Below are 25,339 nucleotides of genomic sequence, written 5' to 3'. Positions count from 1 at the left end.
GTCAGGAAAGGTCGAATATGGCGCGGCGACAGCTTTACCTTGGTCCTTTGACCGACAACAGACGATGGGACATGGTCAGGATCCGGCCGGATGACGTGATTGTTGTCACGCCGCCCAAATGCGGCACGACCTGGATGCAAACCATCGTGGCGCTGCTGTTTTCCGGCGATCCCGAGGTTGAGACAGAACTCTCCGTGAAAATGCCCTGGGTCGATATCCGCATTCGCGAAATGACCGAAGTGGCGGAGAGGCTGGAGGCCGTGACCCACCGCCGCAGCATGAAAAGCCACACACCCATGGACGGTCTGCCGCTGGATGATCAGGCCCAGTATATCTGCGTGTTCCGGCACCCGCTGGATGCGCATTTTTCATTCCGGAAACATGCGCAGAACATTCCGTTGGCCACGTTCGACGCCTGGTATCCCGAAGACGATCCTGATGGTATCACGTTCCGCCGTTTTCTGGACGGGGGGCCGGAAGGTTTTGACACGGATGCCATGCCTCTGGCGCATATCCTGCGGCATTTCACGGCCGCCAAGGCTTTGTCCGATCGGCCGAATGTCTCGCTGTTTCACTATGCGGATATGTCGCGGGATCTGCGGGCTGTGTTCGCGCAGGTCTCGCGGCTTTTGGGTATCTCGCATTCCGACTCGGTCATGGACGCTCTGGTGCATGCAGCCACGTTCGAGAATATGAAGGAAAACGCGGATCGCTTTGCACCTTCGGGCGGAAAGGGGTTTTTCAGATCAGATGCCGCGTTCTTTCACAGCGGCAGCAGCGGAAAATGGCAAGGCCAGCTGAGCGAAGCCGAACTGGCCGCCTATGACGCGATGATGGAGGCGCATCTGACGCCGGAAGATCGCGCGTGGCTGGAATTTGGGTCATCGCGCGGGCGCTGAGGCTAGGTTCCCGGTTTCTTCAGGTGTTTCTTCAGCTTCGAAGGCTGGGCTTTCTTGCGGCCCTTATAGGGGTTCTTGTCCCCCTGCCCGCGCAGATGCAGCCGGATGGGCGTGCCCGGCATGTCAAAATCGTTGCGCAGCCCGTTGACCAGGTAGCGGGTATAGCTTTCGGGCATCTTGTCGGGATGCGAGCACATCACCACGAAACCCGGCGGCCGGGTCTTGGCCTGGGTCATGTAGCGCAGCTTGATCCGTTTGCCCTGCGGCGCGGGGGGCGGGTGCTGTTCCAGCATCCCCGTCAGCCAGCGGTTGAGCGCGGCCGTGGGCACCCGGCGGTTCCAGACGTCATAGGCCCGCAGGATGGCGTCGTGCAGCCGGTCAAGACCTTTGCCGGTCTTGGCCGAAACGGTGACAAGCGGCGCGCCTTTCAGCTGCGGCAGCAGGCGTTCGAAGGCCTCGCGCAGCGCACGGAGTTTTTCCTGTTTGTGTTCTTCCACGTCCCATTTGTTGACCGCGACCACCACGCAGCGCCCTTCGCGCTCGGCCAGGTCGGCGATGCGGAGGTCCTGCTGCTCGAAGGGGATCGCGGCGTCCAGCAGCACAACCACGACTTCGGCGAATTTCACGGCGCGCAGGCCGTCGGAGACAGAAAGTTTCTCAAGCTTTTCCTGCACCTTGGCCTTTTTGCGCATGCCCGCGGTGTCGAAGATGCGCATGGGCGTGCCCTGCCAGTCGACCTGGAGGGAGATCGCGTCGCGTGTGATCCCGGCCTCTGGGCCGGTCAGCAGACGGTCTTCGCCCAGGATGCGGTTGATCAGAGTGGATTTGCCCGCGTTGGGGCGTCCCACGACGGCCACTTGCAGAGGTTTGGATTTGGTGGGGATCGGGGTGGCGTCCTCGTCGGCCTCGCCTTCCTCAAGATCCACGTCTGTGTCCGGGGCGTCCTGTTCCGCGCGGTCGGCAAACTGGTCCGCCAGCGGCTGGAGATGGGCATAGAGCTCGATAAGCCCTTCGCCATGCTCGGCCGACAAGCGAATGGGCTCGCCCAGGCCCAGGGAATAGGCCTCGATCACACCGGCATCGGCGGCGGCGCCTTCGGCCTTGTTGGCAGCCAGGATCACATGGGCGGAGCGCTTGCGCAGGATCTCGGCAAAGACCTCGTCCGTGGGGGTCACGCCTGCGCGGGCGTCGATCATGAACAGGCAGATATCGGCCATGTCGACCGCGCGTTCGGTCAGGCGGCGCATGCGGCCCTGCAGGCTGTCATCCGTGGCCTCTTCCAGACCGGCGGTGTCGATCACGGTAAACCGCAGATCGCCCAGCCGCGCGGCCCCCTCGCGCAGGTCGCGCGTCACGCCCGGCTGGTCATCGACCAGGGCCAGGCGTTTGCCGACAAGGCGGTTGAACAGCGTGGATTTGCCCACATTCGGGCGGCCCACTATGGCGAGGGTAAAGCTCATCTCGTGAAACTCTCTGAAATCAGAGAGGCCCCATAGCCTATCGGCGGCTTAACGGAAAGCGTGAAGTTGGCCGCGGGTCGAGACCACATACATCACGCCACCGGCAAAGACCGGACCTGTCGTGGCGCCGCCGGGGATTTCGGTGGTGCCCAGAAGGCTGCCATCCTGCGGAGAGAAATAGCGGATCAGCCCGTCATTCGAGGTGACGACCAGACGCCCACCGGCCAGCACGGGGCCGTGATGGGCCACGATTTCATCGCGGCCCTTGGGACGGTCCTTGATGAACCCGGGCAGTTCCTGACGCCAGATGATCAGCCCGGTCGAGGCGTCAATGCGCATCAGTTCGTTGCGGTCGGTGACGGCGAACACGCTGTCGCCAGCAGGCCAGACAGGGTTCAGCGCCCCTTCGGCAGCGGTCCAGCGGCGTTCGCCATTGCCCGCGTCAAAGGCCACGATGCGACCCGAATGGTTGCCAGCATAGACAGTGTTGCCTACCGAGACAGGCGCGCCGGTCACATCGGAAATCCGGTTGGCCGTGCGGCCCAGGCGCTGGCCTGCGACCGAGGCGGCCCAGCGGCGCAGACCACCCTGCGGGAAGGTGGCGATCAGCTCGCCCGAGCCGAAGGCGAAGACCACCAGCCCATCGGCCAGCACCGGTGCCGGAGCACCCAGGACGTTGGCGATCGACGGTGTGGCCGCGACTTGCCACGCCACGCGACCAGTGTCAGTGCGGATGGCCCAGCCGGTGTCATCGCCAGCCACCAGATACAGCAGATTTCCCAGAACAAAGGGATTGCCCGAGCCCGTCGCATCAAGCTGTTGACGCCAGCGCACAGCGCCTGTGTCGGCGTCCATCGCGACGACCTCACCATAACCCAGCGAGACATAGAGGCTGCCATCGGCATAGGCCATGCCGCCACCGGTGGCGTCGCCTTCCTTGTCGCGGGCCGGGCGAATATCCTGGCTCCAGACGGTCTGGCCCGAGGGGGTAACCGCAGTGACCTGCGCATTGGCGTCCAGCGTATAGATGCGCCCGCCCCCGATCACCGGATCGGCGGTGATGCGGACCTTGCGTCCATCGCCTGCGCCGATGCCCGCGCTCCACACAAGCTGGGGATTGGCCCCCAGCGCGGGATGGGCGGTGCGATTTGCGGGGCTGCCGAAACTTTGCTGCCAATCCGCATTCGCGGTGGCGGCCGGAAGGGAAATCGCGCGGGAACCTTCGATATCGGTTTGCAACGCGACATTCGCGGCCGCGAGTTCTTCGTCGGAACGGATGTTTTCGCGCGGCCCGACAAGGATGATGTCATCTTCGGAACAGGCTGCAAGGCCCATGACAAGAGCGAGGGCGAACGCAATCGGCGCGCGCGAGGTCGAGAATGGTGCAATCATCTACTTCTGGCCTGTCCTGTCCCGTTCGTCACTTTTTTTCTTCCCGCCCGCGTTTGGCGCATCCGCGCCGCCTTCGGACCGGATCAGCCTTGCTGGCCGGGGGCCAGCTCAAGCTCGCCGCCCAGTGCCACAATTGCCTGACGCGCGCGTTGTTGCAAGTCTGTGGTCGCTTCGGCGTCCAGAACCAGGTCGCGCAGGCGCGCAATGGCCGCATCGGTATCGCCGGTTTCGATGTCGATCAGCGCCAGTTGCTCAAGCGCCAGCAGCCGCAGCGGCGCATTTGGGCGCGCCAGTCTTTCGAACGACAGGCGGCGTTCTTCGACAGACAACGTGCCGGCCTGCAAGGTAAGCGCCTTGAACGCCGCGATCTGGCGGTAGATCTCGGGCAGATCGCCATTGGACGAGATCGCGTCAAGTGTGGCGACGGCGGCATCGGTGCGGCCCGCGGCGGTTTCTTCGGCTGCCAGCAGGAAGTCACGCACCGCCTGCCCGCCCGCAGATTGCGGCGCGATCTGTTCCAGAGCGCCCGCACGCGAAGCAGCGTCAGGTTCTTCAAGGGCAGCGATCAGCGCATCGCCCAGCGCTTCGGCCTGGCTGCGATCCTGGGCCTGACGGTATTCGTTGAAGGCCGTGCCGCCCACGATGGCAAGAATGACCACGACCGCGATCCAGCCATAGCGGCGCAAATAGGCATAAAGCTGGTCGCGGCGGACCTCTTCGGTGACCTCGTCGATAAAGCTGTCGGTATCACTCATACTGTGCTGCCCTTTTGGAGCCTGATCCACCTGTTTTCCCTGCCCTGATCCGGGCCGGTTGTGGCCCCTCTTACAGCGCCTGCCAGCCCAAGCCAAGGGCCGGCGGTCGCGCTTCGGAGGCAACACTTGCGCTGCGCGCGCAAAAAAAATAATCTGAACTGGTTAGTTTAGTCTGGACGGCACCTATATCTAAGCCCATATCCCAAGAGCGCCGTATTGGGCGTTTGCGATCCAGAGTGCTGCAAGAAAGACGTTTGTAATGCGTGTTGTCCCGGTCCTTACAGCAGTGTTGGTCACTGCGTTTCTCTATCTGGCTGTGTTTGAGCGTGACGCCCTCGTGGCCTTCGCCCGGGGCGAGGAGGCGTCAGAAACCTCTGCCGCGGTCTCAGCCCCCGGCGCCGAGGCGGCCGAGGAGACTGCCCCTGCCATCGGTGTGGTGGCGTTGCAATCCAAGGCGCAATCCATTGACAGCGCGGTGATTCTGCGAGGTGAGACAGCCGCCGCACGGCAGGTCGACGTGAAGGCTGAGACATCTGCAGTGGTGATTTCGGAGCCTTTGCGGAAGGGCCGTTTCGTGGAGGCCGGAGAGCTTCTTTGCGAACTGGCCCCCGGCACCCGTGAGGCCGTGCTGACCGAAGCGCGCGCCCGCCTGACCGAAGCGAAAGCGCGCGTGCCCGAAGCACAAGCACGGCTGACCGAAGCGCAGGCCCGCCTGGAAGAGGCGCGGATCAACGCCAATGCCGCCACCCGGCTGAGCGAGGATGGCTTTGCATCAGAAACCCGTGTTGCGACAACGCAAGCCGCGCTGAGCGCTGCGGAAGCCGGTGTTGAATCGGCCCGCGCGGGTCTGGACAGCGCGCAATCGGGGATCCAGGCGGCCTCGGCTTCGGTGGCGTCTGCCGAGACAGAGATTGACCGGCTGACCATTGAGGCCCCCTTCGCCGGGCTTCTGGAAAGCGACACGGCCGAGCTGGGCAGCTTGCTGCAGCCCGGTGCCTCCTGCGCGACAATCATCCAGCTCGACCCGATCAAGCTGGTGGGTTTCGTGCCTGAAACCGAAGTGGACCGCGTTGAAGTGGGCGCCATGGCCGGTGCGCGGCTGGTGTCGGGGCGTGAGGTGCAGGGGCGCGTGACCTTCCTGAGCCGCTCTGCCGATCCCACCACCCGCACCTTCCGGGTCGAGATTGACGTGGCCAACCCCGATTTCACCATCCGCGACGGGCAGACCGCCGAGATCCTGATCGCCGCTGACGGGCAACCCGCGCATCTGCTGCCGCAATCGGCGCTGACGCTGAATGCCGATGGCAAGCTGGGCGTGCGTATCGTGGGCGCTGACAGCCTGGTAGAGTTTCTGCCGGTCAACGTGCTGCGCGACACGCCACAGGGCGTGTGGCTGGCCGGACTGCCCGATCAGGCGGATGTGATCGTCGTGGGTCAGGATTTCGTCACCGCGGGCGTGCGTGTCGCCGCCACATATCAGCAGGCTGACCAATGACCGGTGTAGTGGCATGGGCGGCCGACCGTGCGCGCATGGTCATGGCCTTTATCGCGCTGTCACTTCTGGCGGGTGGTTTTGCCTATGTCGGGCTTCCCAAGGAAGGTGAGCCGGATATCGAGATCCCTGCCCTGATCGTATCGGTCCAGTTCCCTGGCATTTCGGCCGAGGACAGCGAGAGCCTTCTGGTCAAGCCGATGGAGACTGAGCTGGCCGATATCGACGGGCTGGACAAGATGACGTCCACAGCGGCAGAGAACTATGCCAATGTGGTGATGGAGTTCGAATTCGGCTGGGACAAGACCGCCACCATGGCCGATGTGCGCGACGCGATGAACGCGGCGCAAGCCGATTTCCCCGACGGGGCCGAACAATACAGTATCTCGGAACTGAATTTCTCGGAATTCCCGATCATCATCGTGAACCTGACCGGCCCCGTGCCGGAACGCACGCTGTCGCGGATCGCCAAGACCCTGCAGGACGATCTGGAAAGCCTGGATGCCGTGCTTGAGGCCGGGATCGCGGGCAACCGCGAAGAAATGGTCGAGGTCGTGATCGATCCGCTGCGGCTGGAAAGCTATAACGTCACCGCGACCGAACTGATCAATGTTGTGCAGAACAACAACCTGCTGGTGGCCGCCGGTGAGGTCGAGACCGATCAGGGCACGTTTTCTGTGAAAATCCCCTCTTCGTTCGAGGATCAGCGCGATATTTACGATCTGCCGGTCAAGACAAATGGCGACCGTGTGGTCACATTGGGCGATCTCGCCGAGATCAATTTCACCTTCGAAGACCGCAAAGGCACCGCGCGGTTCAATGGCGAAAACACGATCGCGCTGCAGGTGGTCAAGCGCAAGGGCTTCAACCTGATCGACACCGCCACACTGGTGAAGGAAACGGTGGCCACGGCGCAGACGAAATGGCCGGCGGAACTGCAGGCGGTGCTGGAAGTGGGCACCTCGAACGACCAGAGCCGGATCGTGGATTCCATGGTGGGCCAGCTGGAAGGGTCGGTTCTGACCGCTGTGGCGCTGGTGATGATCGTGGTGCTGTCGGCGCTTGGCTCGCGCGCGGCGCTGCTGGTTGGTTTTGCGATCCCCACCTCATTCCTTCTGTGTTTTGCCTTCCTTGCCGTGATGGGCGTCAGCATCTCGAACATCGTGATGTTCGGGCTGATCCTTGCGGTGGGGATGCTGGTCGATGGTGCGATCGTGGTCGTTGAATATGCCGACAAACGCATCAGCGAAGGCTCGGGCCCGATGCACGCCTATGTGGAGGCGGCGCAGCGGATGTTCTGGCCTGTGGTGTCATCAACCGCAACGACGCTGTGTGCCTTCCTTCCGATGCTGTTCTGGCCCGGCGTGCCCGGTGAATTCATGGGCATGCTGCCGGTGACGCTGATCTTCGTTCTGTCGGCGTCGCTTCTGGTGGCGCTGATATACCTGCCGGTGATGGGCGGCGTGACGGGCCGGATGAGCCGCGTCTTCGGCCGCGCCTCGGACGCGCTGCGCGCCGCTGCGCCTTACTGGCTGCGCGCGCTTCTAGTGCCTGTGGCGCTCTACACGATTTTCCTGGGCGCGATGCAGTTGCTGAACCCGGAATATCTGCTGCCCGCAGGCGTGCCGGCAATCGCCGGAGAGCTGTTTGGCGCGGCGTTGTTCATTCTGGGCGCTTTTGCGGGATCCATCACGCTGGATGCCGCCAAGATCGAACGGCGTGAACGCCCTGTGCGCAACACGCGCCGCCACACGGGCTTTGGCTGGTTCATCAAGGCCATCGTGGGCAACCCGGTGATGCCGCTGGTCACGCTGGCCGTTGTGGCATTCGCCGTAGTCACGGTTTTTACCACCTATGCACAGAACAACCGGGGCGTTGAGTTCTTCGTGGAAAGCGAACCGGAACAGGCCACGGCCTTCGTGCGCGGGCGCGGCAACCTGTCTTTGACCGAAAAGGACGAGATGGTGCGCCAGGTGGAAAACGTCATCATGGCGCATCCGGCTGTCATCAACGTCTTCTCCTTCGCGGGCGAAGGCGGTCTGGACACCGCCGGCCCCGGCGCGTTCCAGCCGCAGGACACCGTCGGCCAGGTTCAGTTCGAGATCATCCCCTGGGAAGATCGCCCCACAACGACAGAAACCTGGTTCTTCGGCCTGCTTGAGCGTGAGGTTGTCGCCTATGCCTTCGACGGTGACCGCGTTCTGGATGAGCTGGAGGCCGAGCTGGCAAAGCTGCCGGGTTTCGAAGTGGAAGTGCAGCCGCTGGAACAGGGCCCGGCGTCGGGCAAGCCGGTACATCTGCGCCTGAAAGGCGATGACTGGGAGGCGCTTTATGCCGCCACCGATGCAGCCCGTGCGCAGTTCGAAGCGACACCCGGCCTGATCCTGATCGAAGACACGACCCCCCTGCCCGGTATCGATTGGCAGATCAACGTGGATGTGGAAAAAGCGGGCCGCTATGGCGCGGATGTGGCCACGGTGGGCGCGATGGTGCAGCTGGTCACGCGCGGCATCCTGCTGGACACGATGCGCGTGGATTCGAGCGACGAGGAGATCGAGATCCGCGTCCGCCTACCCGAAAGCGACCGGGTGCTGTCGACGCTGGATACGCTGAAGGTGCGCACCTCGGACGGGTTGGTGCCCCTGTCGAATTTCATCACGCGGGAGCCGGTGGAAAAGCTGGCCTCGATCACGCGGGTGGATCAGCAGCGGATCTTTGACCTCAAGGCCGATGTGGCGCCGGGTCTGGCGCAGCTTGTCACCGGCCCACGGGGCGAGGAACGCCGCCTAGCCGTGGCGCAGGTGGTCGAAGACCCGGTGGAGCTGGAGCGCGACGACAGCCTGCTGCGCCTCGACGGCGTGCAGGCGGGTTACCGCGTTCAGAGCCTGGCCGAAGATGTGAGCCAGTCCGAGCTGACCGAGGCGCTGGAGGCAGGCAGCCTGCGCGCAATGCCCATCAACGCCAATGAACGCATTGCCCTGCTGACCGAATGGCTGGACACCGATCCCTTGCCCGCGCAGATCGCGTGGGAATGGACCGGCGATCAGGAAGAACAGGCCGAATCCGGTGCCTTCCTGGTCAATGCCTTTGCAGGCGCGCTTGGGCTGATGTTCATCATCCTGCTGGCGCAGTTCAACTCGTTCTACAACGCGGTTCTGGTGCTTCTGGCGGTGATCCTGTCGACCACCGGCGTGCTGATCGGGATGCTGGTCATGCAGCAGCCGTTTTCGATCATCATGACCGGAACGGGCATCGTGGCTTTGGCCGGGATCGTTGTGAACAACAATATCGTTCTGATCGACACCTATCAGGAATATTCCCGCTATATGCCCCGGATCGAAGCGATCACCCGCACGGCAGAGGCGCGGATCCGCCCGGTGCTGCTGACTACGATCACCACGATGGCAGGTCTGGCGCCGATGATGTTCGGCCTGAGCCTGGATTTCATCGGCGGCGGCTATTCCATCGACAGCCCCACGGCGCTGTGGTGGAAACAGCTGGCCACGGCGGTGGTGTTCGGTCTTGGCGTGGCGACGGTGCTGACGCTGGTGGTCACGCCCTCCCTGCTGGCGCTTCGGATCTGGTTCGTGACCTATGTCACCTGGATCGCCCGCGCGCTGGCGCGCCTGTCCCTGGGCCGCACAAGCCAGGCCGCGCAGGACTGGGCCTTGCAGCGCGCCGCGCGCCGGGTGAAAGCGCCGGAAATCCTGTGGGAAGAAGATCAGCCCGTTGTTGCCCGGCCCGAGCCTGCCGGTGCACCGCTGAAGGCCGCTGAGTAAGCTTTACGTCGCCTATGAGCGTGATGGGGCTGGCCGGTGCGGGTTTGGTGGTCTTATCGGTCGTGGCGTTTGCGGTCGTGGACAAATTCTCCCCCACCGCGCTGGTCCCCGCTGGGTTTGGGCTGGCGGCATTGCCATGTTCGTTTGGTGGAACGGGGCGGCATGTGTGGCTGTCCGCGCTTTTGCTGGCTGCCGTGAGCGCGACTTTGACGGTTCCGTTCCAGTCGGCGTCGGGAAATGGAGATGTGTGGGGTTTGCTACGGGTTGGCGCGATGATTGCGGCATCCGTTCTTAGCTGCGTTGGTATCGGGATTGCGCAACGTAGTGCGAAAATGTGCAAGCCGTGACAGCGCCTGCCTATAGGATGGCGCTGCAACATCAGTTCGCAGGACTTTATGGTTGCCGCATCATCTTCCGAATGCTCGTTGTAACAGCACCCAACAAAGCGCCAGCCTGCGGGGACAGTCAGGCGCTGGCACGGCGGCCTTCGGCCTTGATTCCGTACCAGAGCTTTGCTCAGGCGGCCTCTTCATCCGCCTGCTGACGCTGCCAAAGCTGGGCATAGCGACCCTGACGCGCCAAAAGGTCGTCATGGGTGCCGCGTTCGATCACCTGGCCTGCATCCAGCACGACGATCTGATCGGCCTCGGCAATCGTGGACAGGCGATGCGCGATAGTGATCACCGTGCGCCCCTGCCCCGCGCGGGCCAGCGCATCCTTGATCTCGGCCTCGGTGTCGCTGTCGAGGGCCGAAGTCGCCTCGTCTAGCAAAAGGATCGGCGGGTTTTTCAGCAAGGTACGGGCGATCCCCACGCGCTGTTTCTCTCCCCCCGACAGCTTCAGCCCGCGTTCGCCCACCATCGTGTCATAGCCTTCGGGCAGCGACGCGATGAAATCATGGATCTGCGCGGCGCGCGCGGCGGCGATGATATCGTCTTCGGTGGCATCCTCGCGCCCATAGGCGATGTTATAGCGGATCGTGTCGTTGAAAAGCACCGTGTCCTGCGGCACCACGCCGATGGCGGCATGCAGGCTGTCCTGCGTCACATCGCGGATATCCTGCCCGTCGATCTTCAGCGCGCCGCCGGTGACGTCGTAGAACCGGAAAAGAAGCCGACCGATGGTGGATTTTCCCGACCCGGTCGCGCCCACGATGGCCACCATCTGGCCCGGCTCGACAGTCAGGTCGATGCCTTTGAGGATTTCACGCGTCTTTTCATACCCGAAATGCACACCTTCCAGGGCAATCCGCCCGCCTGTGACCTCAAGCGCAGGCGCGCCGGGTTTGTCTGTCACCTCTTGCGGCTGTTCCAGCAGGTTGAACATTTCGCCCATATCCACCAGCGATTGGCGGATCTCGCGGTAAACCGTGCCCAGGAAATTCAGCGGGATGGTGATCTGGATCATATAGGCGTTGACCATGACGAAATCGCCCACGGTCAGCGCGCCGTTCTGCACACCGATGGCGGCCAGCACCATCACCCCGATCAGGCCCCCAGTGATCAGGAAGCTTTGGCCGAAATTCAGGAACGCCAGCGAATAGGACGTTTTCAGCGCCGCCTGTTCATAAAGCCGCATCGCGCTGTCATAGCGGCGCGCCTCGCGGCCTTCGGCGCCGAAATACTTGACCGTTTCAAAGTTCAACAGGCTGTCGATCGCCTTCTGATTGGCGTCGGTGTCCTGTTCGTTCATCTCGCGTCGCAGCTTCACGCGCCATTCGGTCACGGCGAAGGTGAACCAGACATAAAGCGCGATGGTGACCGCCACGATCAGCAGGTACCACGCGTCAAACAGCACAGTCAGGATGATGCCCACCAGCAAAAGCTCAAGGATCAGCGGGCCGATGGAAAACAGCATGAAGCGCAGAAGGAAATCCACGCCCTTCACGCCGCGTTCGATGATCCGGCTCAGCCCCCCTGTCTTGCGCGTGATGTGGTATCGCATGGACAGGCGGTGGATATGCTGGAACGTCTCAAGCGCAAGAGCCCTGAGCGCGCGCTGACTCACGGCGGCGAAGACCGCATCGCGCAGCTGCTGGAAGCCCACATTCAACAGCCGCGCCACGCCATAGGCCACCGTCAGGCCGACCGCGCCCAGCGCTAGCATCGGCACACCTTCTTCTGCCAGCGCGTCAACCGCGCCCTTGTACAGAACCGGGATCACCACCGCGATCAGCTTGGCCAGCACCAGAAGCGCCAGCGCGCCGATGACACGACGTTTGACCCAAGGCTCATGCTCGGGCCAGAGATAGGGGGCAACCTTGCGGATGGTGCGCAGACCCGATCTGCGCTCTTCTTCAGAGATATCTTCGGACATGACGCCTGAGGGAAAAAATCATTTCCCCTGACATACGCCCAAGCAGCGCAAATGACCAGCGATGTACGATCACTCGGGGATGGTGAAGATCTGGCCGGGATAGATCAGATCGGGGTCGCGGATCGCGTCGCGGTTGGCCTGGAACAGACGCACGTAAAGCAGCCCGTCGCCATAGCGTTCCCGCGAAATCGCCCACAGCGTATCGCCTGCCTGCACGGTCACCTGGGTGATCGGGGCAGGTTCCTCGGGCGGGTCGGACTGCGGCTGGGCGCTGGCCAGGGTTTCGGGGCTTTCGCGTTTGAACGGGGTTTCGAGACGGCTGAGAACCGCGCCATCTACGCCAAGCTCATCGAGGCGCAGGGTATAGACGCCCGGCGCGATACCATCCAGTCGCGCGCGCCAACGGCCCGAGGCATCGGTGGTCACATCGGCGCGGGCGGCGTTGTCCAGGTACACCCGCACCTGCCCCTCACCCTGTGCCCGGCCTGACAGCAGCACGTCTCCCTCCGGCGAATAACCAATGGTGTCGAGCGCGATTTGCGATGCATCGGAGGCAGGCTCGGACGTTGCGGGCTGAACCAGCTCCACCCCTTCTTCATCGGCGCGCAGAACCGCGACGGCGGCAGGCTGCGGTTCCGCGCCTTCTGCCGTCGCTTCGGCCGCGCTGGTCTGGGGCGCGACCGTTGCATCTGCCGTCTCGGGCTGTGTTGTACTGGCAGGTTCGGCCTGCGGCGCGGTGTCGGTCGCGGTTTCAGTTTCAGCCGTTTGCGGCGCAGGTTCGGCGGCTGCCACCTGCGGGGCCGGTGTCGGGGCCAGAATGATCTCCTCTGCCGAGGGGGCCTCGCGGCTGTCCTGCCGGGACAGAAGGCTCAGAACGCGTGCCTGGGTGCTGGAAGGCAGGGTCAGCAGGCTCACGAACTCGCCTTGCGCGCTGGCGGTCTGGGTGTCGGCAATCTCTCCGTCCACAAGGATCTGTACTGTGCTGCCGGGGGCGGCTTCACCTGCGATCACCGTCGTCCCATCGGGCGAGGCGCGCACCACGTCAAAGCGCGGCGCCGGCAGTGGGCTGGGCGCGACAGGCGTGTCGGGAGTGGCCGGTGCGGTGGCGACCTCATCGGTTTGCGGAGCGGCGTCGGCGGCGGGAGCGGCAGGAACCGATGCGGGTTCTGTCGATGTCGGTTCAGTGTCCGGGGTCGAGGCGGTGGCTGACGGCGCGGGAGCTGTTGTCGTTTCTTCGGTTGTTGCGCTGTCTTCCGCGGCTGTCGGTGCCGGTTCCGGTGCGGGCGATGTCTCTGCGGTCGTTTCTGTCGCCTCGGACGGTGTCATGGCAGGTTCTGCCGTGCTTCCCTCAGTGGGCGCGGTGGAATCCGCGATTGGCGCCGGTTGCGGTTCCGGTTGGATCACGGCGGCGGGTTCGGCCACGGGATCATCGCCGGGGGCCAGAACTCCGGTTGCATAAAGCACCGCGATCACGGCCGCGACGGCGGCAGCGCCCGCAGCAGCTCCGCCTGCGGCTCCAAGGCCCAGAAAGCCCGCTTTTTCGGTCATGTCCGTCATCCCCTCACGCCGTTGGCACCCGGCGGTTGAGCCACCCTATCAACCGGGATATGAGGGGTCAAAGCCCAACTCCGCCCGCATCGAAAGGAACTGCCCATGGCTGCAAAATCCGTCTGTGTCTATTGCGGATCCCGCAGCGGCGCAATGCCTGCCTATTCCGCAGCCGCAACCGCCTTTGGCACGGCGCTGGCCCGGGAAGGCTGGCGGCTGGTCTACGGCGCGGGAGATGTGGGGCTGATGGGCGAAGTGGCGCGCGCGGCCCAAGCCGCTGGCGGCGACACGTTCGGGGTGATCCCCAAGCATCTGGTGGATTGGGAAGTCGGCAAAACCGACCTGACCCGCTATGTCGTGACCGAAACCATGCATGAGCGCAAAAAGGTCATGTTCATGAATGCCGATGCCATCGTGGTTTTGCCCGGCGGTGCGGGATCGCTGGACGAGTTTTTCGAGGTTCTGACCTGGGCGCAGCTGAGCCTGCATGGGAAACCCATTGTACTGATGAATATCGAAGGCTATTGGGACCCCCTGATCGGGCTAATTGATCATGTGATCGACCAGGGCTTTGCCGATCCCTCGCTGAAAGACTTCGTGACGGTGTGTGCGGATGTTGCGGACACGACTGCCTTTCTGCGCGACTGACGGAAGGGCTGGTCTGCGCCGCGCGCAGTGTTTAGGCTGAGCTTACCGTAAGACAGGGAGCTTGCCCGCGTGGCCGAAGACATAGCCACCAGCACGGACACAACGGCACAAACCGCCGCCCTCTATGACGTGCTCCGCCTGATCCGGGACACGCGCGATGACCAGGCCCCGGTTTTTGACGCGATCCTGAAAAGCGCCGCGCGGTTGTGCGAGGCACCCTTTGCCGCGCTGATCATCGCCAAACCCGGTGACGCAGTGCAGCAGATGGTCGCCGGCTACGGGGCCGAGCCCAGCACGGTGGCCTATTACGATGCGGGCAATGTGCCGATGGATCCGGAACGCTCCTTCGCCGCGCGCGCGATTTTCGAGACCAGGGTGATCCACCTGCATGACATGTGCGACACCGATGCCTATCGCGCGGGTGTGGCAAATGTGGTGGCCCTTGCCGAAATTCAGGGCATTCGGACCAATCTGTTCGTGCCGCTGGTCACAACCGAAGGCGGGATCGGCTGCTTCATCCTGTTCCGCAAAGAGGTCCGCCCTTTCGACGAGGCGCAGATCGCGCTTGTGAAAAGCTTTGCCGATCAGGCCGTGATCGCTATCGAAAAAGCGCGCCAGTTCCGCGAATTGCAAAACCGTCTCGCCCGTGAGAAGGCCACAAGTGACGTTCTGAACGTCATCAGCGAGACGCTGGACGATGAACGCCCGGTCTTCGAGGCCATTCTGGATAACGCACAGACCCTGTGCAACGCGCCCATGTCCGGCCTGATCCTGGCGCGCGCATCCGACCCCCATCAGGTGCTTGCCGCGCATCGCGGACTTTTCTCTGCGGCGGTCGCCCTGTTTGAGTCGGGCCAGATGGTACTGGATGGCGATCTGTCCTATGCCGCCAAATCCATTGTCGAGGCGCGCCTGATTGCACATGACGACATGGGTCAAAGTGATCTTTATCGCGATGGAAGCCCGATTGTTCGGTCGATGGTCGATGACAGCGGCATCCGGTCGGTCCTGTTTGTCCCCCTGATCCGCGAGAAGGAGGCCATTGGCACCATCACGCTTTTCCGTATGGAGGTGAAACCCTTCACCCCGGAAGAGATCTCGCTGGTCGAAACCTTTGCAGCGCAGGCCGTCATCGCCATCGAAAACGTCCGACAGTTCCGCGAGGTGCAGACGCGGCTGGAGCGGGAAGAAGCATCACGGGAGATATTACAGGTCATCAGCGGCTCCCGCACCGATCCGGCGCCGGTGTTCGACATGATCCTGAAACACGCGACGCATCTTTCCGGCGCGCCGCTTGCAAATCTGTGCCTTCTGGATGAGGCCGGACGAAACTGGCATCTGGCAGCGCATCGCGGAGAGGGTTTGCGCCACCTGTCCGTCGGTACAACGCCGAGACCTTTGGACAGCGACTTGACGCCGGCTGTGGCGATGCGAACCGCACAAGTCGTCCACATCGAAGATCTGAAAAAGACAGAGCTATATGCGAGCGGTGATCCCGGACGCGTCGCGATGGTCGAGCGTGAGGGGATGCGCACGATACTCTGCGTGCCTCTTTTGAACCACGACAAGGTTGCCGGATGCATAACCCTCTTCCGGCGAGAGGTGAAGGCCTTCAGCAGCGACGAGATAGCCCTTGTCGAAACCTTCGCCGCCCAGGCCGTCATCGCCATCGAAAACGTCCGCCAGTTCCGTGAGGTGCAATCCCGGCTTGAGCGGGAACAAGCCTCGGCCGAGGTGCTGGAACTGATCAGCCAGATCCGGGATGATACCGACCCCGTCTTTGACGCCATTCTGGAACGTGGCGCGCGGCTTTGCGGGTCGGATTATGCGGGTCTTGCCCTGATCAGCGAGGACGGGCGCGATCTGGTCTATACGGCGCATCACGGGCCCGATCTGGCACATTCGCAGCATGGCGAGATGCGATGGGCGCTGGATGGGAAATCTTCTTTCGCCGAGGCCATCGCGTTGAAGCGACCTGTGCGGATCGACGATCTGGAAGACACCGATCTTTACCGCGCGGGCGATCCGCAGCGCGTGGCCCATGTGGACAAGAACGGGCTGCATTCGTTCATGGCCGTGCCGCTCATCCTGAAGGATGTGGCGATCGGCGCCTTTGGCATCGCGCGGTTTTCTGTGAACCCGTTCAGCGAGGATGACCGGGCCCTGATCGAAGGTTTTGCCGCCCAGGCCGTCATCGCCATCGAAAACGTCCGCCAGTTTCGCGAGGTGCAAACGCGGCTGGAGCGGGAAGCCGCAACCAAGCAGATATTGGAGGTCATCAGCCAAAGCCGCGATGACGAACAGCCCGTCTTTGACATGATCCTTGAAAAGGCGGCGCGGCTGTGTGATGTGCCGGATGCGGCGCTGATGCTGCTGAACCCGGACAGTACCGCATTTCGCATTCGCGGCCATTGGGGTACAGCGCGCGTCGATATCGCGGCAGAACGTGAGTGGCAGATCGACGCCGAACTGCCCATCGCGCAGTGTTTCCGCGAGGCGTGCACCGTGCATATCGCCGACATGACCAAAAGCACGCCCTATCTTGCGGGCGATCCGACGTATCTGAAGATGGTCGATGACGAAGGCTTGCGCACCCGCCTCTGCGTGCCGCTTCTTGAAGACGGCAAGGCGTTCGGTGTGATCGCGCTTAGCCGATACGAAACAGCTCCGTTTGACGCCGGTGAAATCGAACTGATCGAAACCTTCGCCGCGCAAACCGTGATCGCCATCAAGAATGTCCGACAATTCAAAGCACTGGAAACCCTGAACGCCGAACTGGGCGACCGGGTGGAGGCGCAAGTGAGCGAGTTGGAGCGTATGGGCCGCCTGAAACGCTTCCTGCCGGAACAGGTGGCCGATGCGGTGGTATCGTCGGGCGATGATGCGATGCTGTCATCCCATCGCGCGCTAATATCGGCTTTGTTCTGCGATATCAGGGGCTTCACTGCCTTTTGTGAAACGGCCGAGCCAGAAGAAACCATCGAGGTTCTGCAAACCTATCACGAGGAAATGGGCAAGCTGATCGCGGCCCATGGCGCGGGTGTGGATCACCGCGCTGGCGACGGGATCATGGTTCTTTTCAACGACCCCCTGCCCTGTGATGATCCTGCGGGCGACGCGCTGCGGCTGGCCTTTGCCATGCGCGATGTGATGGCAGATTTGTGCAAACGCTGGCGCAAACTGGGCCACCGGCTGGGTTTTGGCGTGGGCATCTCGCTTGGCTATGCCACGGTGGGCATGGTGGGATCGGAAGGGCGGTTCCACTACACCGCCAGCGGCACGGCCGTGAACCTAGCCGCGCGGCTTTGTGACATGGCTGCCGATGGAGAAATCCTTCTGTCGCCCCGCGCCTGGATCGCCGTGGAAGACGAGACCGAGGGCGAATTGGTCGGCGAGGTGGAGATCAAGGGGATTTCCGCACCCGTCGAGGTGTGGCGCGCGGTGGCGGCGACCCAATAGCGCTAGTCAAAGACCTCACGTGACAGAGGCCAACCCCGCCTCCCAAGCATGAACGATGCCGATCCTGTCAGCTCAATTTCTTGCGTTTATGAGTGATGCCGACCATAGTTTTTGCGAGGCAGCAACGCGCGGGAAACCGATGACACATCAGGATGCAAAAGCGAGTTACACACAAGACATCGCAGAGATCCCACATGCAATTTTTTCGAATGAATACGGATTTTATTGCGTCCCCAATGAATACCATGAACGCAAGATCGCCACGCTTTTGAAGAATGGCGACGTGTACGAACCACACACTCTGAGATTTTTAAGACGACAGGTCGGACAAGGAGACATTGTTACCGGAGGCGCATTCATCGGTGATTTCTTTCCCGCTTTATGCGAAGTGCTTGCGCCCAAAGCAAAACTGCACAGTTTTGAACCGGTTCCCATCAGCTTCGCAGCCGCACTGGAAACGGTTCGGCTGAATGGTCTGTCGTCGGTCGCACTCCATCCCGTCGCCGTGGGTGCAGAAGACGGGACTGCAGCAATCCAGATCGCGCGACGCTCGGGAAAGAAAATCGCTGCAGGTGAACGGATCGTGGACACGATGATCGCAGACGGCAAAATCGCCATCGAAGTGAAGGTGAAAACAATCGACTCACTCGTGCCGAAATCGCGCAAGGTGTCTTTGCTGCATCTGGATGTGGAAGGGTTTGAGCAGAGCGCACTTGAAGGCAGCGCGCGCATCCTCAACGACAACAAACCTCTTGTGGTTCTGGAATCAGGCAAGCCTTGGAAGAACCGCACATTCGCCCAAAAGCTCAACAGCCTCGTGCCTGACGCGGGCTACCGATTTATGGGAGAAATCGAGAAGAACGGGATATTTGCGCCCGGATGACGAGGCGCGCGGGCGCTGAAGCGCTGATGCTTGGTGCAAGGCTGTGGGCGACGTCTGATAAATAAGTGTGTTTTGACGCCGAAAGTTTCTGCAGTTTGACAGGATGTGAGGTTTAACGCCCAACTGGCCTCGGTCGTCCTGTACCCATCACAGAAAGCCACCATCAAGCTGGCTCTGTCTTTAAAACGAAAGCCGCATCTCGCCGCAATTTTTGCGCACCTACCCCTACAATGGCGCGGGATAGCTGGGCCCGGCCTGACCGCGGGCCCGCCGCCAGGCAAAGACCTCTTCGCGCGATGTCCAGTCATACCGCGTGTCATCGCGCACGGGCATTCAAGTCGACCGCCCGCCCGCGCGCCAGGGGTCCCGAACGATCCCCGCGTCCATCGCCGCCCCGCGCGCCCCCAAAATGACGGTCGAATGTTCCAGCCGCAGGTTGTTGTAATTCGCAATCGCCTGATGCACCTCCAGCGTCTCAAACCGCTCCTGCTCCAACCGCGCGCCCAGATCGACCGTCCAATGCCAACACAGTCCGCGTGGCTTAAGGCTCATATTGACCTTGGTGTTGTGGATAAGCGGCGGATCGGTGATCTCATAGGCTGCGCGCAACGCAGCGACCTGTTCATATGTGACCCGTGCCGCGCGCGCGGCCTCTTCCGGATCGACCTCCGGCCCCAAAGCCATGAACGCCTGGCGGAGCGCGGCGATGGCGGGTTCGGACTGCGTGATCTCAGGCGACAGCGCCAAACCACCGGCCCGGTCCCCCGGAACTCCGCAGGCCGACAGCCCTAGTATCATCAGGGCGGCCCCTGCCAGGGATTAAACAGCGCGGCTTTTCATGGCTCGGCCTCATCTTGCGTCTGCCTTGATCCCAAGAGTAAGCCACCCGCGTGCTGGGGTCGAGAGGACCGCCGCACATCTTCGGCCCCCTGTTGCGCATCCAACAAAAAAGCCCGCGCAAATGGCGGGCTTTTTCACATGCCTTTAGCCAGGCGCTTACATGCGCGAGGCGACGTTTTCCCAGTTCACCAGATTGTCCAGGAAGTTCGTGAGGTAAGCGGGCCGCTTGTTGCGGAAGTCGATGTAATAGGAATGCTCCCACACATCGCAGCCCAGCAGCGCCGTTTGACCAAAGCAAAGCGGGTTCACGCCGTTCTCGGTCTTGGTCACTTTCAGGCTGCCGTCGGTGTCCTTGACCAGCCACGCCCAACCCGATCCGAACTGGCCTGCGCCTGCGGCCGAGAAATCCTCTTTGAACTTGTCGACCGACCCGAAGCTTTCAGTGATCGCTTTTTCCAGCTCACCCGGCATCTTGCTGTCGCCCGGCCCCATCATCTCCCAGAACTGGTTGTGGTTCCACAGCTGGCTGATGTTGTTGAAGATCCCATTTTGGGCAACGGCGTTGGCGTCATAGGTGCCCACGATGATCTCTTCCATCGACTTGTTTTCCCACTCGGTGCCGGCAATCAGCTTGTTGCCATTGTCGACATAGGCCTTGTGGTGCAGGTCGTGGTGATACTCCAGCGTCTCTTTCGACATGCCTTTGTCGGCCAGCGCGTCATGCGCATAGGGAAGATCAGGAAGTTCAAAAGCCATGGATTGGGCCCCCCGTAAAGTTGAGTGTTTCGTTGGGGCTTTACATGCGGCTGGCGTGGCCCTGCGTCAAGGGTGCAGGGCAGATAGTTTTGAGATCAGGCGTGGAAATCCGGCGCTCAGGCGCTGCGGAACGTCGCCCGCGCAGGCAGGGGCACATCGGCGGATTGGCGCGGAGCGCGGCGCAAGACGATCACCCCCAGAAAGATCGCTGCAAAGCCAAGCGGCATTTTCGGATCCAGAACAGGCAAAAACGCAAAGACGCCAAACTCCACCGGAGCGGCCATCACGAAGTAAGTGGCTTTCACCGTGTGGTGGGCGATAACAACCAGCCCCAGGCCAACCAAACACCAGGCCGCGGCGCGGTATTGCAATTTTGCAGGTGCGCTGGCGGGATCGGCCGCCTCCTCAGACAACCAGCGCATGGCGAGGCCAAAAACCAGGCACAAAAGCCCAATGGTAACAACCGGTTGCCCCAGAAGCAAAAGCCCCCAGCCCCCCAGCCAGAGCGCAGCGTCCGCAGCCGCCAGAATAGCCAGGATCATCCCCGCGCCGCCCATAAAGACAGCAGCAGAAGCCAGCAACAGCAAAGACGACACAAGACGACGCATGAACACGGACCCCTCCGGATGATCCTGACACATGCTCAGCCGCACGCGTCGAAATTGAGGCCAAGCCGTGGAATTAATGCGTCACGAAAGGCATGGATTGAGGGGCCAGCCCCTCAAACACCCCGCCGTATTTGCCGCAAGAAGAAGGCCTGCACGCGCGTGCGTCTTCTTCTTGCTGAAAATACGGCCGCCGGAGGCTCCCGCAGCGGACACAAGGCGCGCCGCTGCAAAGTTTAGAACGCGTTGACCTCTGACCCCTCCTGCGCCGCGACAGTCAGCAAGTCAAACACATAGCGCGCAACCGATCGGAAGCAGATGATGTGGAACGTGTCCTCATCCATCATCCAGAACGCGGCGGCCACCTGCGCCATGCGCGTGCGGCGCATCATGCCGGGCTCAAACGCACCGGGCGACAGATCCACCGGAACCAGTTTCGCCAGAACCTCGCGCGCCTTGGGGCCGCTCAGGCTGAACATCGCGCGGGCGTCCGATACGTTGACGGCAAGGCTGTGTTCCTTGGCCAGGTCCTTTTGCAACGTGGCCAGATGGGCGTCGACTTCGGCATAGGGGACCAGTAGCAGCAGTTCGTCCGGCGACATCCAGGCGACGCTGCCGGTCTCGTCGCTCAGAATCCCGCCTGTCTTCGGCAGGGCAAGCCCGGTCACGGATTTGACCGCCGATTTCAACTTGGGCTTCGTCAAATCGCCGCGCAGGGTGATCATGCCCTGCAGGCCCAGATCGCGCACCTCTGCGATGCCATGAAACTGCGCGCCGTTCAGGGCTGAGACGGGTTTAGACATTCTGCTTCTCCCCTTCGGGGTCATAGAAGATGGGGCTGACGATCTTCGCCTTATAGGTTTTGCCATCGGTGCCGGGGAATTCCAGCACCTCGCCCATGCGGTCGGGGCCGTGCTGCACCAGACCCATCGCGATGCCACGGCCCAGCGTCGGCGAATGATAGGTCGAAGTCACACGCCCGATCATGTTGCGCTGGCCATTGGCGTTCTTGCCCGGGCCCACCGCATAGGCGCCGTCGGGCAGAACCGATCCATCCACCGTTTCCAGCCCCACCAGTTTCCAGCGGTTGGGATCGGTCATGTGCGACCGTTCCTGCGCGCGCTTGCCCAGGTAATCCTCTTTCTTCTTCGAGATCGCCCAGTCAAGGCCCAGATCCTGCGGGATCACCGTACCGTCGGTTTCGTCCCCGATCATGATAAAGCCCTTCTCGGCCCGCATGATATGGAGGCATTCCGTGCCATAGGGCTGGATGCCGAATTCGGAACCGGCTTCCATCAACGCGTCCCAGAAGGCCTGTCCGTCAGAGGCTTTGACGGCAATCTCAAAGCTGAGCTCGCCCGAGAACGAGATGCGATAGACGCGGCAGGCAAAGCCGCCGATGGTGCCATCCGCCCAGCCCATGAAGGGCAGTTCGTCCGCCGACACATCCATACCGCCCAGCTTTTCCAGCAGTTTGCGCGCCTTGGGGCCGACAACGGCGACTTGGGCATATTGCTCAGTCACATTGGCGACATAGACCTTCCAGTCCCACCATTCAGTTTGCAGCCATTCTTCCATATGCGCATGGATCCGGTCCGCACCGCCCGTGGTGGTATGGCACAGGAACGTGTCCTCATCGATGCGCGCCACGACGCCGTCATCGGTGAGAAAGCCGTTTTCCGTGCACATCAGCCCATAGCGGCAGCGGCCGGGTTTCAGCGTGCTCATCATATTGGTGTAGAGCATGTCGAGGAAACGGCCCGCATCCGGCCCTTTGACGATCAGCTTACCAAGGGTGGATGCATCCAGAAGACCGATACTTTCACGGGTGTTGGTCACCTCGCGCATCACCGCCGCCTCGACGCTTTCGCCCGGGCGCACGAAGGCATAGGGTCTGCGCCAATGGCCAACCGGCTCCCAGTCGGCGCCGTTGGCGTCATGCCAGTCATGCATCGGCGTGCGGCGGATGGGTTGGAAGACCTCACCGCGCGCCTCGCCCGCGATCGCCCCCATGGAAATGGGCGTGTAAGGCGGGCGAAAGGTCGTGGTGCCGGTGGCCGGGATCGGCTGACCCAGCGCATCGGACAGGATCGCCAATCCGTTGATGTTGCTGAGTTTGCCCTGGTCGGTTGCCATGCCCAGCGTAGTGTAGCGCTTTGTATGTTCGACGCTTTCAAACCCTTCCCGCGCGGCCAGCTGAACATCTGTGACTTTCACATCGTTCTGGAAATCCAGCCAGGATTTCGCGCGCAATTCGGTCTTTGCGCCCTGCGGCATCAGCCAGACCGGCAAAAGAGCCGCATCTGCGCGCGATGTGGCGGCAGGCGCCTTGCTGCGTTTGGGGGTAAAACCCGCCTCTTTCGCGGCGGCCTTGCCTGCCTCATGCGCATCGGCAATCACAGCGGCCAGATCCATCGCGCCATTGGCGATGCCGGCACAGCGCACAAAGCCCTCACCAGAAGCCCCGCGCGGCGGGTTATCCCCATCCGGGCGGAACATGGCATGACCCTCATCCCAAAGGAGTTTTCCGCCGCAATGGGACCATAGATGCACGACCGGAGACCAGCCGCCCGACATGGCGACCGCATCACAGGCGACCTCGTCCAGCACACCGCCTTCGCCTGCCTGATTGCAGATCTGCACCTTGGTCACGCGGCGCGAGCCTTTGACCTTGGCAATGGCGCGGCCCAGATCGACACGGATGCCCAGCGCCTTGGCCTCTTCCATCAGCGCGCCGCCGCCTTCCGGACGCGCGTCGATGATGCGCGGCACGTCAAGCCCCGCTTTTTTCAGGATAATTGCCGTAAGGTAAGCATCATCGTTATTGGTCGCGATCACCGTCCGATCGCCCGGAGAGACCCCGAAATTGACCACGTAATCCCGCACTGCCGAGGCCAGCATGACCCCCGGCACGTCATTGCCCGCAAAGGACAAGGGGCGTTCGATGGCCCCTGTTGCGGTGATGGTCTGCTTTGCGCGGATCCGCCAGAGGCGATGGCGCGGGCCGTCCGCATCGGGCTGGTGGTCGTTCAGGCGCTCATAGGCCAGCACATAACCGTGGTCATAGACACCTGCCCCCATCATGCGCAGGCGCATGGTGACATTGGGCATCGCGGCAAGCTCGGCCGTGATTTCCTCCACGAACTTATCCACAGGGGTATCGTTGACAGTCTCGCTGTCAACCTGATCAACCATAGCGCGTCCACCCCAGGCAGAGCTCTGTTCGACCAAAAGCACCTTCGCACCGCTGTCAGCCGCCGCCTTGGCCGCCTGAAGGCCCGCGACACCGCCGCCGATCACCAGAATATCGGTGAAGGCATAGAAATGCTCATAGGTGTCGGCATCGCGATCCTTGGGGGCCTGCCCCAGACCGGCGGATTGGCGGATGAAGGGCTCATAGACATGTTTCCAGAACGCGCGTGGATACATGAACGTCTTGTAATAGAAGCCCGCAGGCAGGAACCGCGACAGCGACGCGTTGATTTCGCCCACGTCGAATTCAAGGCTGGGCCAGTGGTTTTGCGAGGTGGCGGTCAGCCCGTCGAAAAGCTCGGTCGTGGTGGCGCGCTGGTTCGGCTCGAACGTGGGGCCTTTGCCCATATTGACCAGCGCATTGGGCTCTTCCGCGCCCGAGGCCACGATGCCACGCGGGCGGTGATATTTGAACGACCGGCCCACCAGCATCTGATCATTGGCCAAGAGAGCCGAGGCAAGCGTATCGCCCGGATGGCCGCGCATCCATTTGCCGTTGAAGGTGAATTTGATCGTCTGCGACCGGTCAATTAGACGGCCATGCGTGGACAAACGCGTGCTCATGATGCCGTGCCTTTTGTCTTGGGGCTGATGCTGCGTGCCGTATTTGGAAAGAGAAGAAGGCTCATTTCAGATCCCTCCACGTCCAGCCGGGCCGTTTGGCCGAGATCTTGTCGAGGATCTCTTGCGGCGGCTTCGTGGTCTGGGCCGGATACGTCCCGAACACCTCAAGCGTGTCCGTGGCGCGGGCGGCGTGGAACCATTTTCCACAGCCATAGGCATGGCGCCAACGTTCGAAATGCACGCCCTTGGGGTTTTCGCGCATAAAGAGGTAATCGTGGAACTCGTCATCGGACGCGCCGGGGCCGAAGCGCGTCAGATGCGCCTCGCCTCCGGGGCTGAGTTCGGTTTCATCCGCGGTCACGCCGCAATAGGGGCATTCCAGCATCAGCATGGGACGCGCGCTCCTTGATGGGGGTTCTGCAGGGAATCGTGGCAATCGCGTGCAAGACGCGCTACGGTGTCAATTAAAGATGACACTTTTTGATAGCGGAGGTTTACACTATGGATCAGACAGGACTTGCATTCCTGGTCTTCGGCGCGCTTTGCCTGGGCGCGCTTGTGATGTTCATGCTGGAACGGCGCGCCGTGGCCAGACGCAAGGCCAACGGCACCTATGTCGATGTGTCCGACATCATGTTTTTCGGCAGCGAAGCGGTGGCCAAGCACAAGGCCGGCACCGACAAGGGCTGAC

General features: G+C 62.2%; 19 protein-coding genes. 7 read left to right on the top strand and 12 right to left on the bottom strand.

The annotated features are described in order from the left end of the window. Positions 1 to 71 precede the first annotated feature (71 nt). On the top strand, positions 72 to 899 hold the full coding sequence (locus TR61_RS10585; protein ID WP_172676964.1) for a sulfotransferase domain-containing protein: 828 nt from the start codon (positions 72 to 74) through the stop codon (positions 897 to 899). Positions 900 to 901: 2 nt separating this feature from the next. Here the strand turns inward: TR61_RS10585 and der are convergent, their stop codons facing one another. From der to TR61_RS10570, 3 genes are all read right to left on the bottom strand, one after another. Then, on the bottom strand, positions 902 to 2,359 hold the full coding sequence (gene der / locus TR61_RS10580) for a ribosome biogenesis GTPase Der (protein ID WP_050929964.1): 1,458 nt from the start codon (positions 2,357 to 2,359) through the stop codon (positions 902 to 904). Between the two features lie 48 nt (positions 2,360 to 2,407). Continuing rightward, positions 2,408 to 3,751 carry a PQQ-like beta-propeller repeat protein gene (locus tag TR61_RS10575; RefSeq protein WP_050929963.1) on the bottom strand — a complete coding sequence of 448 codons (1,344 nt, stop codon included), beginning with the start codon at positions 3,749 to 3,751 and terminating at the stop codon, positions 2,408 to 2,410. Between the two features lie 83 nt (positions 3,752 to 3,834). Further along, entirely contained in the window at positions 3,835 to 4,506 is a 672-nt protein-coding gene (locus TR61_RS10570; RefSeq protein WP_050929962.1) for a tetratricopeptide repeat protein, read from the bottom strand. 259 nt (positions 4,507 to 4,765) lie between these two features. On the opposite strand from TR61_RS10570, the gene TR61_RS10565 reads away from it, so the two are divergent. Next, positions 4,766 to 6,001: an efflux RND transporter periplasmic adaptor subunit gene (locus tag TR61_RS10565; protein WP_050929961.1), complete on the top strand. Its 1,236-nt coding sequence runs from the start codon at positions 4,766 to 4,768 to the stop codon at positions 5,999 to 6,001. Then, complete coding sequence (locus TR61_RS10560; RefSeq protein ID WP_050929960.1) at positions 5,998 to 9,777, top strand: efflux RND transporter permease subunit; 3,780 nt, start codon at positions 5,998 to 6,000, stop codon at positions 9,775 to 9,777. Before TR61_RS10565 ends, TR61_RS10560 begins: the two co-directional genes overlap by 4 nt. 516 nt (positions 9,778 to 10,293) lie before the next feature. Here the strand turns inward: TR61_RS10560 and TR61_RS10550 are convergent. Both TR61_RS10550 and TR61_RS10545 read right to left on the bottom strand, forming a co-directional pair. Next, positions 10,294 to 12,093: an ABCB family ABC transporter ATP-binding protein/permease gene (locus TR61_RS10550; protein ID WP_050929958.1), complete on the bottom strand. Its 1,800-nt coding sequence runs from the start codon at positions 12,091 to 12,093 to the stop codon at positions 10,294 to 10,296. A gap of 69 nt (positions 12,094 to 12,162) precedes the next feature. Next, positions 12,163 to 13,641 carry a LysM peptidoglycan-binding domain-containing protein gene (locus TR61_RS10545; RefSeq protein ID WP_216595393.1) on the bottom strand — a complete coding sequence of 493 codons (1,479 nt, stop codon included), beginning with the start codon at positions 13,639 to 13,641 and terminating at the stop codon, positions 12,163 to 12,165. A 105-nt stretch (positions 13,642 to 13,746) separates the two neighbouring features. On the opposite strand from TR61_RS10545, the gene TR61_RS10540 reads away from it, so the two are divergent. The 3 genes from TR61_RS10540 (at position 13,747) to TR61_RS10530 (ending at position 18,631) form a co-directional block, all read left to right on the top strand. Continuing rightward, positions 13,747 to 14,289 (top strand): LOG family protein, encoded by a 543-nt coding sequence (locus TR61_RS10540; protein ID WP_050929956.1) that lies wholly within the window; start codon positions 13,747 to 13,749, stop codon positions 14,287 to 14,289. 69 nt (positions 14,290 to 14,358) lie between these two features. After that, entirely contained in the window at positions 14,359 to 17,748 is a 3,390-nt protein-coding gene (locus TR61_RS10535) for a GAF domain-containing protein (RefSeq protein WP_050929955.1), read from the top strand. A gap of 88 nt (positions 17,749 to 17,836) precedes the next feature. Continuing rightward, the gene (locus TR61_RS10530) at positions 17,837 to 18,631 is read left to right on the top strand and encodes an FkbM family methyltransferase (RefSeq protein ID WP_172676963.1); all 795 of its coding nucleotides are present in this window, start codon (positions 17,837 to 17,839) and stop codon (positions 18,629 to 18,631) included. 225 nt (positions 18,632 to 18,856) lie between these two features. Here TR61_RS10530 and TR61_RS20370 read toward each other — a convergent pair whose 3' ends face one another. From TR61_RS20370 to TR61_RS10500, 7 genes are all read right to left on the bottom strand, one after another. Further along, positions 18,857 to 18,964, bottom strand: coding sequence for a DUF3387 domain-containing protein (locus TR61_RS20370; RefSeq protein WP_245626868.1), 108 nt, complete (start codon positions 18,962 to 18,964; stop codon positions 18,857 to 18,859). Beyond that, the gene (locus TR61_RS10525; RefSeq protein ID WP_245626867.1) at positions 18,965 to 19,429 is read right to left on the bottom strand and encodes a hypothetical protein; all 465 of its coding nucleotides are present in this window, start codon (positions 19,427 to 19,429) and stop codon (positions 18,965 to 18,967) included. Between the two features lie 198 nt (positions 19,430 to 19,627). Continuing rightward, positions 19,628 to 20,227 carry a superoxide dismutase gene (locus TR61_RS10520; RefSeq protein ID WP_050929953.1) on the bottom strand — a complete coding sequence of 200 codons (600 nt, stop codon included), beginning with the start codon at positions 20,225 to 20,227 and terminating at the stop codon, positions 19,628 to 19,630. Positions 20,228 to 20,343: 116 nt separating this feature from the next. Next, positions 20,344 to 20,835, bottom strand: coding sequence for a hypothetical protein (locus TR61_RS10515; protein WP_050929952.1), 492 nt, complete (start codon positions 20,833 to 20,835; stop codon positions 20,344 to 20,346). A gap of 233 nt (positions 20,836 to 21,068) precedes the next feature. Next, complete coding sequence (locus TR61_RS10510) at positions 21,069 to 21,635, bottom strand: sarcosine oxidase subunit gamma (protein WP_050929951.1); 567 nt, start codon at positions 21,633 to 21,635, stop codon at positions 21,069 to 21,071. Next, complete coding sequence (locus TR61_RS10505; protein WP_050929950.1) at positions 21,628 to 24,648, bottom strand: sarcosine oxidase subunit alpha family protein; 3,021 nt, start codon at positions 24,646 to 24,648, stop codon at positions 21,628 to 21,630. Before TR61_RS10505 ends, TR61_RS10510 begins: the two co-directional genes overlap by 8 nt. A gap of 61 nt (positions 24,649 to 24,709) precedes the next feature. Beyond that, positions 24,710 to 25,039: a sarcosine oxidase subunit delta gene (locus TR61_RS10500; protein WP_050929949.1), complete on the bottom strand. Its 330-nt coding sequence runs from the start codon at positions 25,037 to 25,039 to the stop codon at positions 24,710 to 24,712. Positions 25,040 to 25,149: 110 nt separating this feature from the next. On the opposite strand from TR61_RS10500, the gene TR61_RS10495 reads away from it, so the two are divergent. Then, on the top strand, positions 25,150 to 25,338 hold the full coding sequence (locus TR61_RS10495) for a hypothetical protein (protein WP_050929948.1): 189 nt from the start codon (positions 25,150 to 25,152) through the stop codon (positions 25,336 to 25,338). The last annotated feature ends 1 nt before the right edge of the window (position 25,339 follow it).

Source organism: Aestuariivita boseongensis, assembly GCF_001262635.1.
In the GTDB taxonomy this organism is placed as follows: Bacteria; Pseudomonadota; Alphaproteobacteria; order Rhodobacterales; family Rhodobacteraceae; genus Aestuariivita; species Aestuariivita boseongensis.
Note: the sequence above shows the minus strand (reverse complement) of the source record. Positions and strands in the feature narration are given on the sequence as shown.

Excerpts from the sequence above, each read along its gene's own strand:
- TR61_RS10585 (WP_172676964.1), top strand. The coding sequence starts at position 72 with ATGGTCAGGATCCGGCCGGATGACGTGATTGTTGTCACGCCGCCCAAA.
- der (WP_050929964.1), bottom strand. The coding sequence starts at position 2,359 with ATGAGCTTTACCCTCGCCATAGTGGGCCGCCCGAATGTGGGCAAATCC.
- TR61_RS10575 (WP_050929963.1), bottom strand. The coding sequence starts at position 3,751 with ATGATTGCACCATTCTCGACCTCGCGCGCGCCGATTGCGTTCGCCCTC.
- TR61_RS10570 (WP_050929962.1), bottom strand. The coding sequence starts at position 4,506 with ATGAGTGATACCGACAGCTTTATCGACGAGGTCACCGAAGAGGTCCGC.
- TR61_RS10565 (WP_050929961.1), top strand. The coding sequence starts at position 4,766 with ATGCGTGTTGTCCCGGTCCTTACAGCAGTGTTGGTCACTGCGTTTCTC.
- TR61_RS10560 (WP_050929960.1), top strand. The coding sequence starts at position 5,998 with ATGACCGGTGTAGTGGCATGGGCGGCCGACCGTGCGCGCATGGTCATG.
- TR61_RS10550 (WP_050929958.1), bottom strand. The coding sequence starts at position 12,093 with ATGTCCGAAGATATCTCTGAAGAAGAGCGCAGATCGGGTCTGCGCACC.
- TR61_RS10545 (WP_216595393.1), bottom strand. The coding sequence starts at position 13,641 with ATGACCGAAAAAGCGGGCTTTCTGGGCCTTGGAGCCGCAGGCGGAGCT.
- TR61_RS10540 (WP_050929956.1), top strand. The coding sequence starts at position 13,747 with ATGGCTGCAAAATCCGTCTGTGTCTATTGCGGATCCCGCAGCGGCGCA.
- TR61_RS10530 (WP_172676963.1), top strand. The coding sequence starts at position 17,837 with ATGAGTGATGCCGACCATAGTTTTTGCGAGGCAGCAACGCGCGGGAAA.
- TR61_RS20370 (WP_245626868.1), bottom strand. The coding sequence starts at position 18,964 with ATGCCCGTGCGCGATGACACGCGGTATGACTGGACATCGCGCGAAGAG.
- TR61_RS10525 (WP_245626867.1), bottom strand. The coding sequence starts at position 19,429 with ATGATACTAGGGCTGTCGGCCTGCGGAGTTCCGGGGGACCGGGCCGGT.
- TR61_RS10520 (WP_050929953.1), bottom strand. The coding sequence starts at position 20,227 with ATGGCTTTTGAACTTCCTGATCTTCCCTATGCGCATGACGCGCTGGCC.
- TR61_RS10515 (WP_050929952.1), bottom strand. The coding sequence starts at position 20,835 with ATGCGTCGTCTTGTGTCGTCTTTGCTGTTGCTGGCTTCTGCTGCTGTC.
- TR61_RS10510 (WP_050929951.1), bottom strand. The coding sequence starts at position 21,635 with ATGTCTAAACCCGTCTCAGCCCTGAACGGCGCGCAGTTTCATGGCATC.
- TR61_RS10505 (WP_050929950.1), bottom strand. The coding sequence starts at position 24,648 with ATGAGCACGCGTTTGTCCACGCATGGCCGTCTAATTGACCGGTCGCAG.
- TR61_RS10500 (WP_050929949.1), bottom strand. The coding sequence starts at position 25,039 with ATGCTGATGCTGGAATGCCCCTATTGCGGCGTGACCGCGGATGAAACC.
- TR61_RS10495 (WP_050929948.1), top strand. The coding sequence starts at position 25,150 with ATGGATCAGACAGGACTTGCATTCCTGGTCTTCGGCGCGCTTTGCCTG.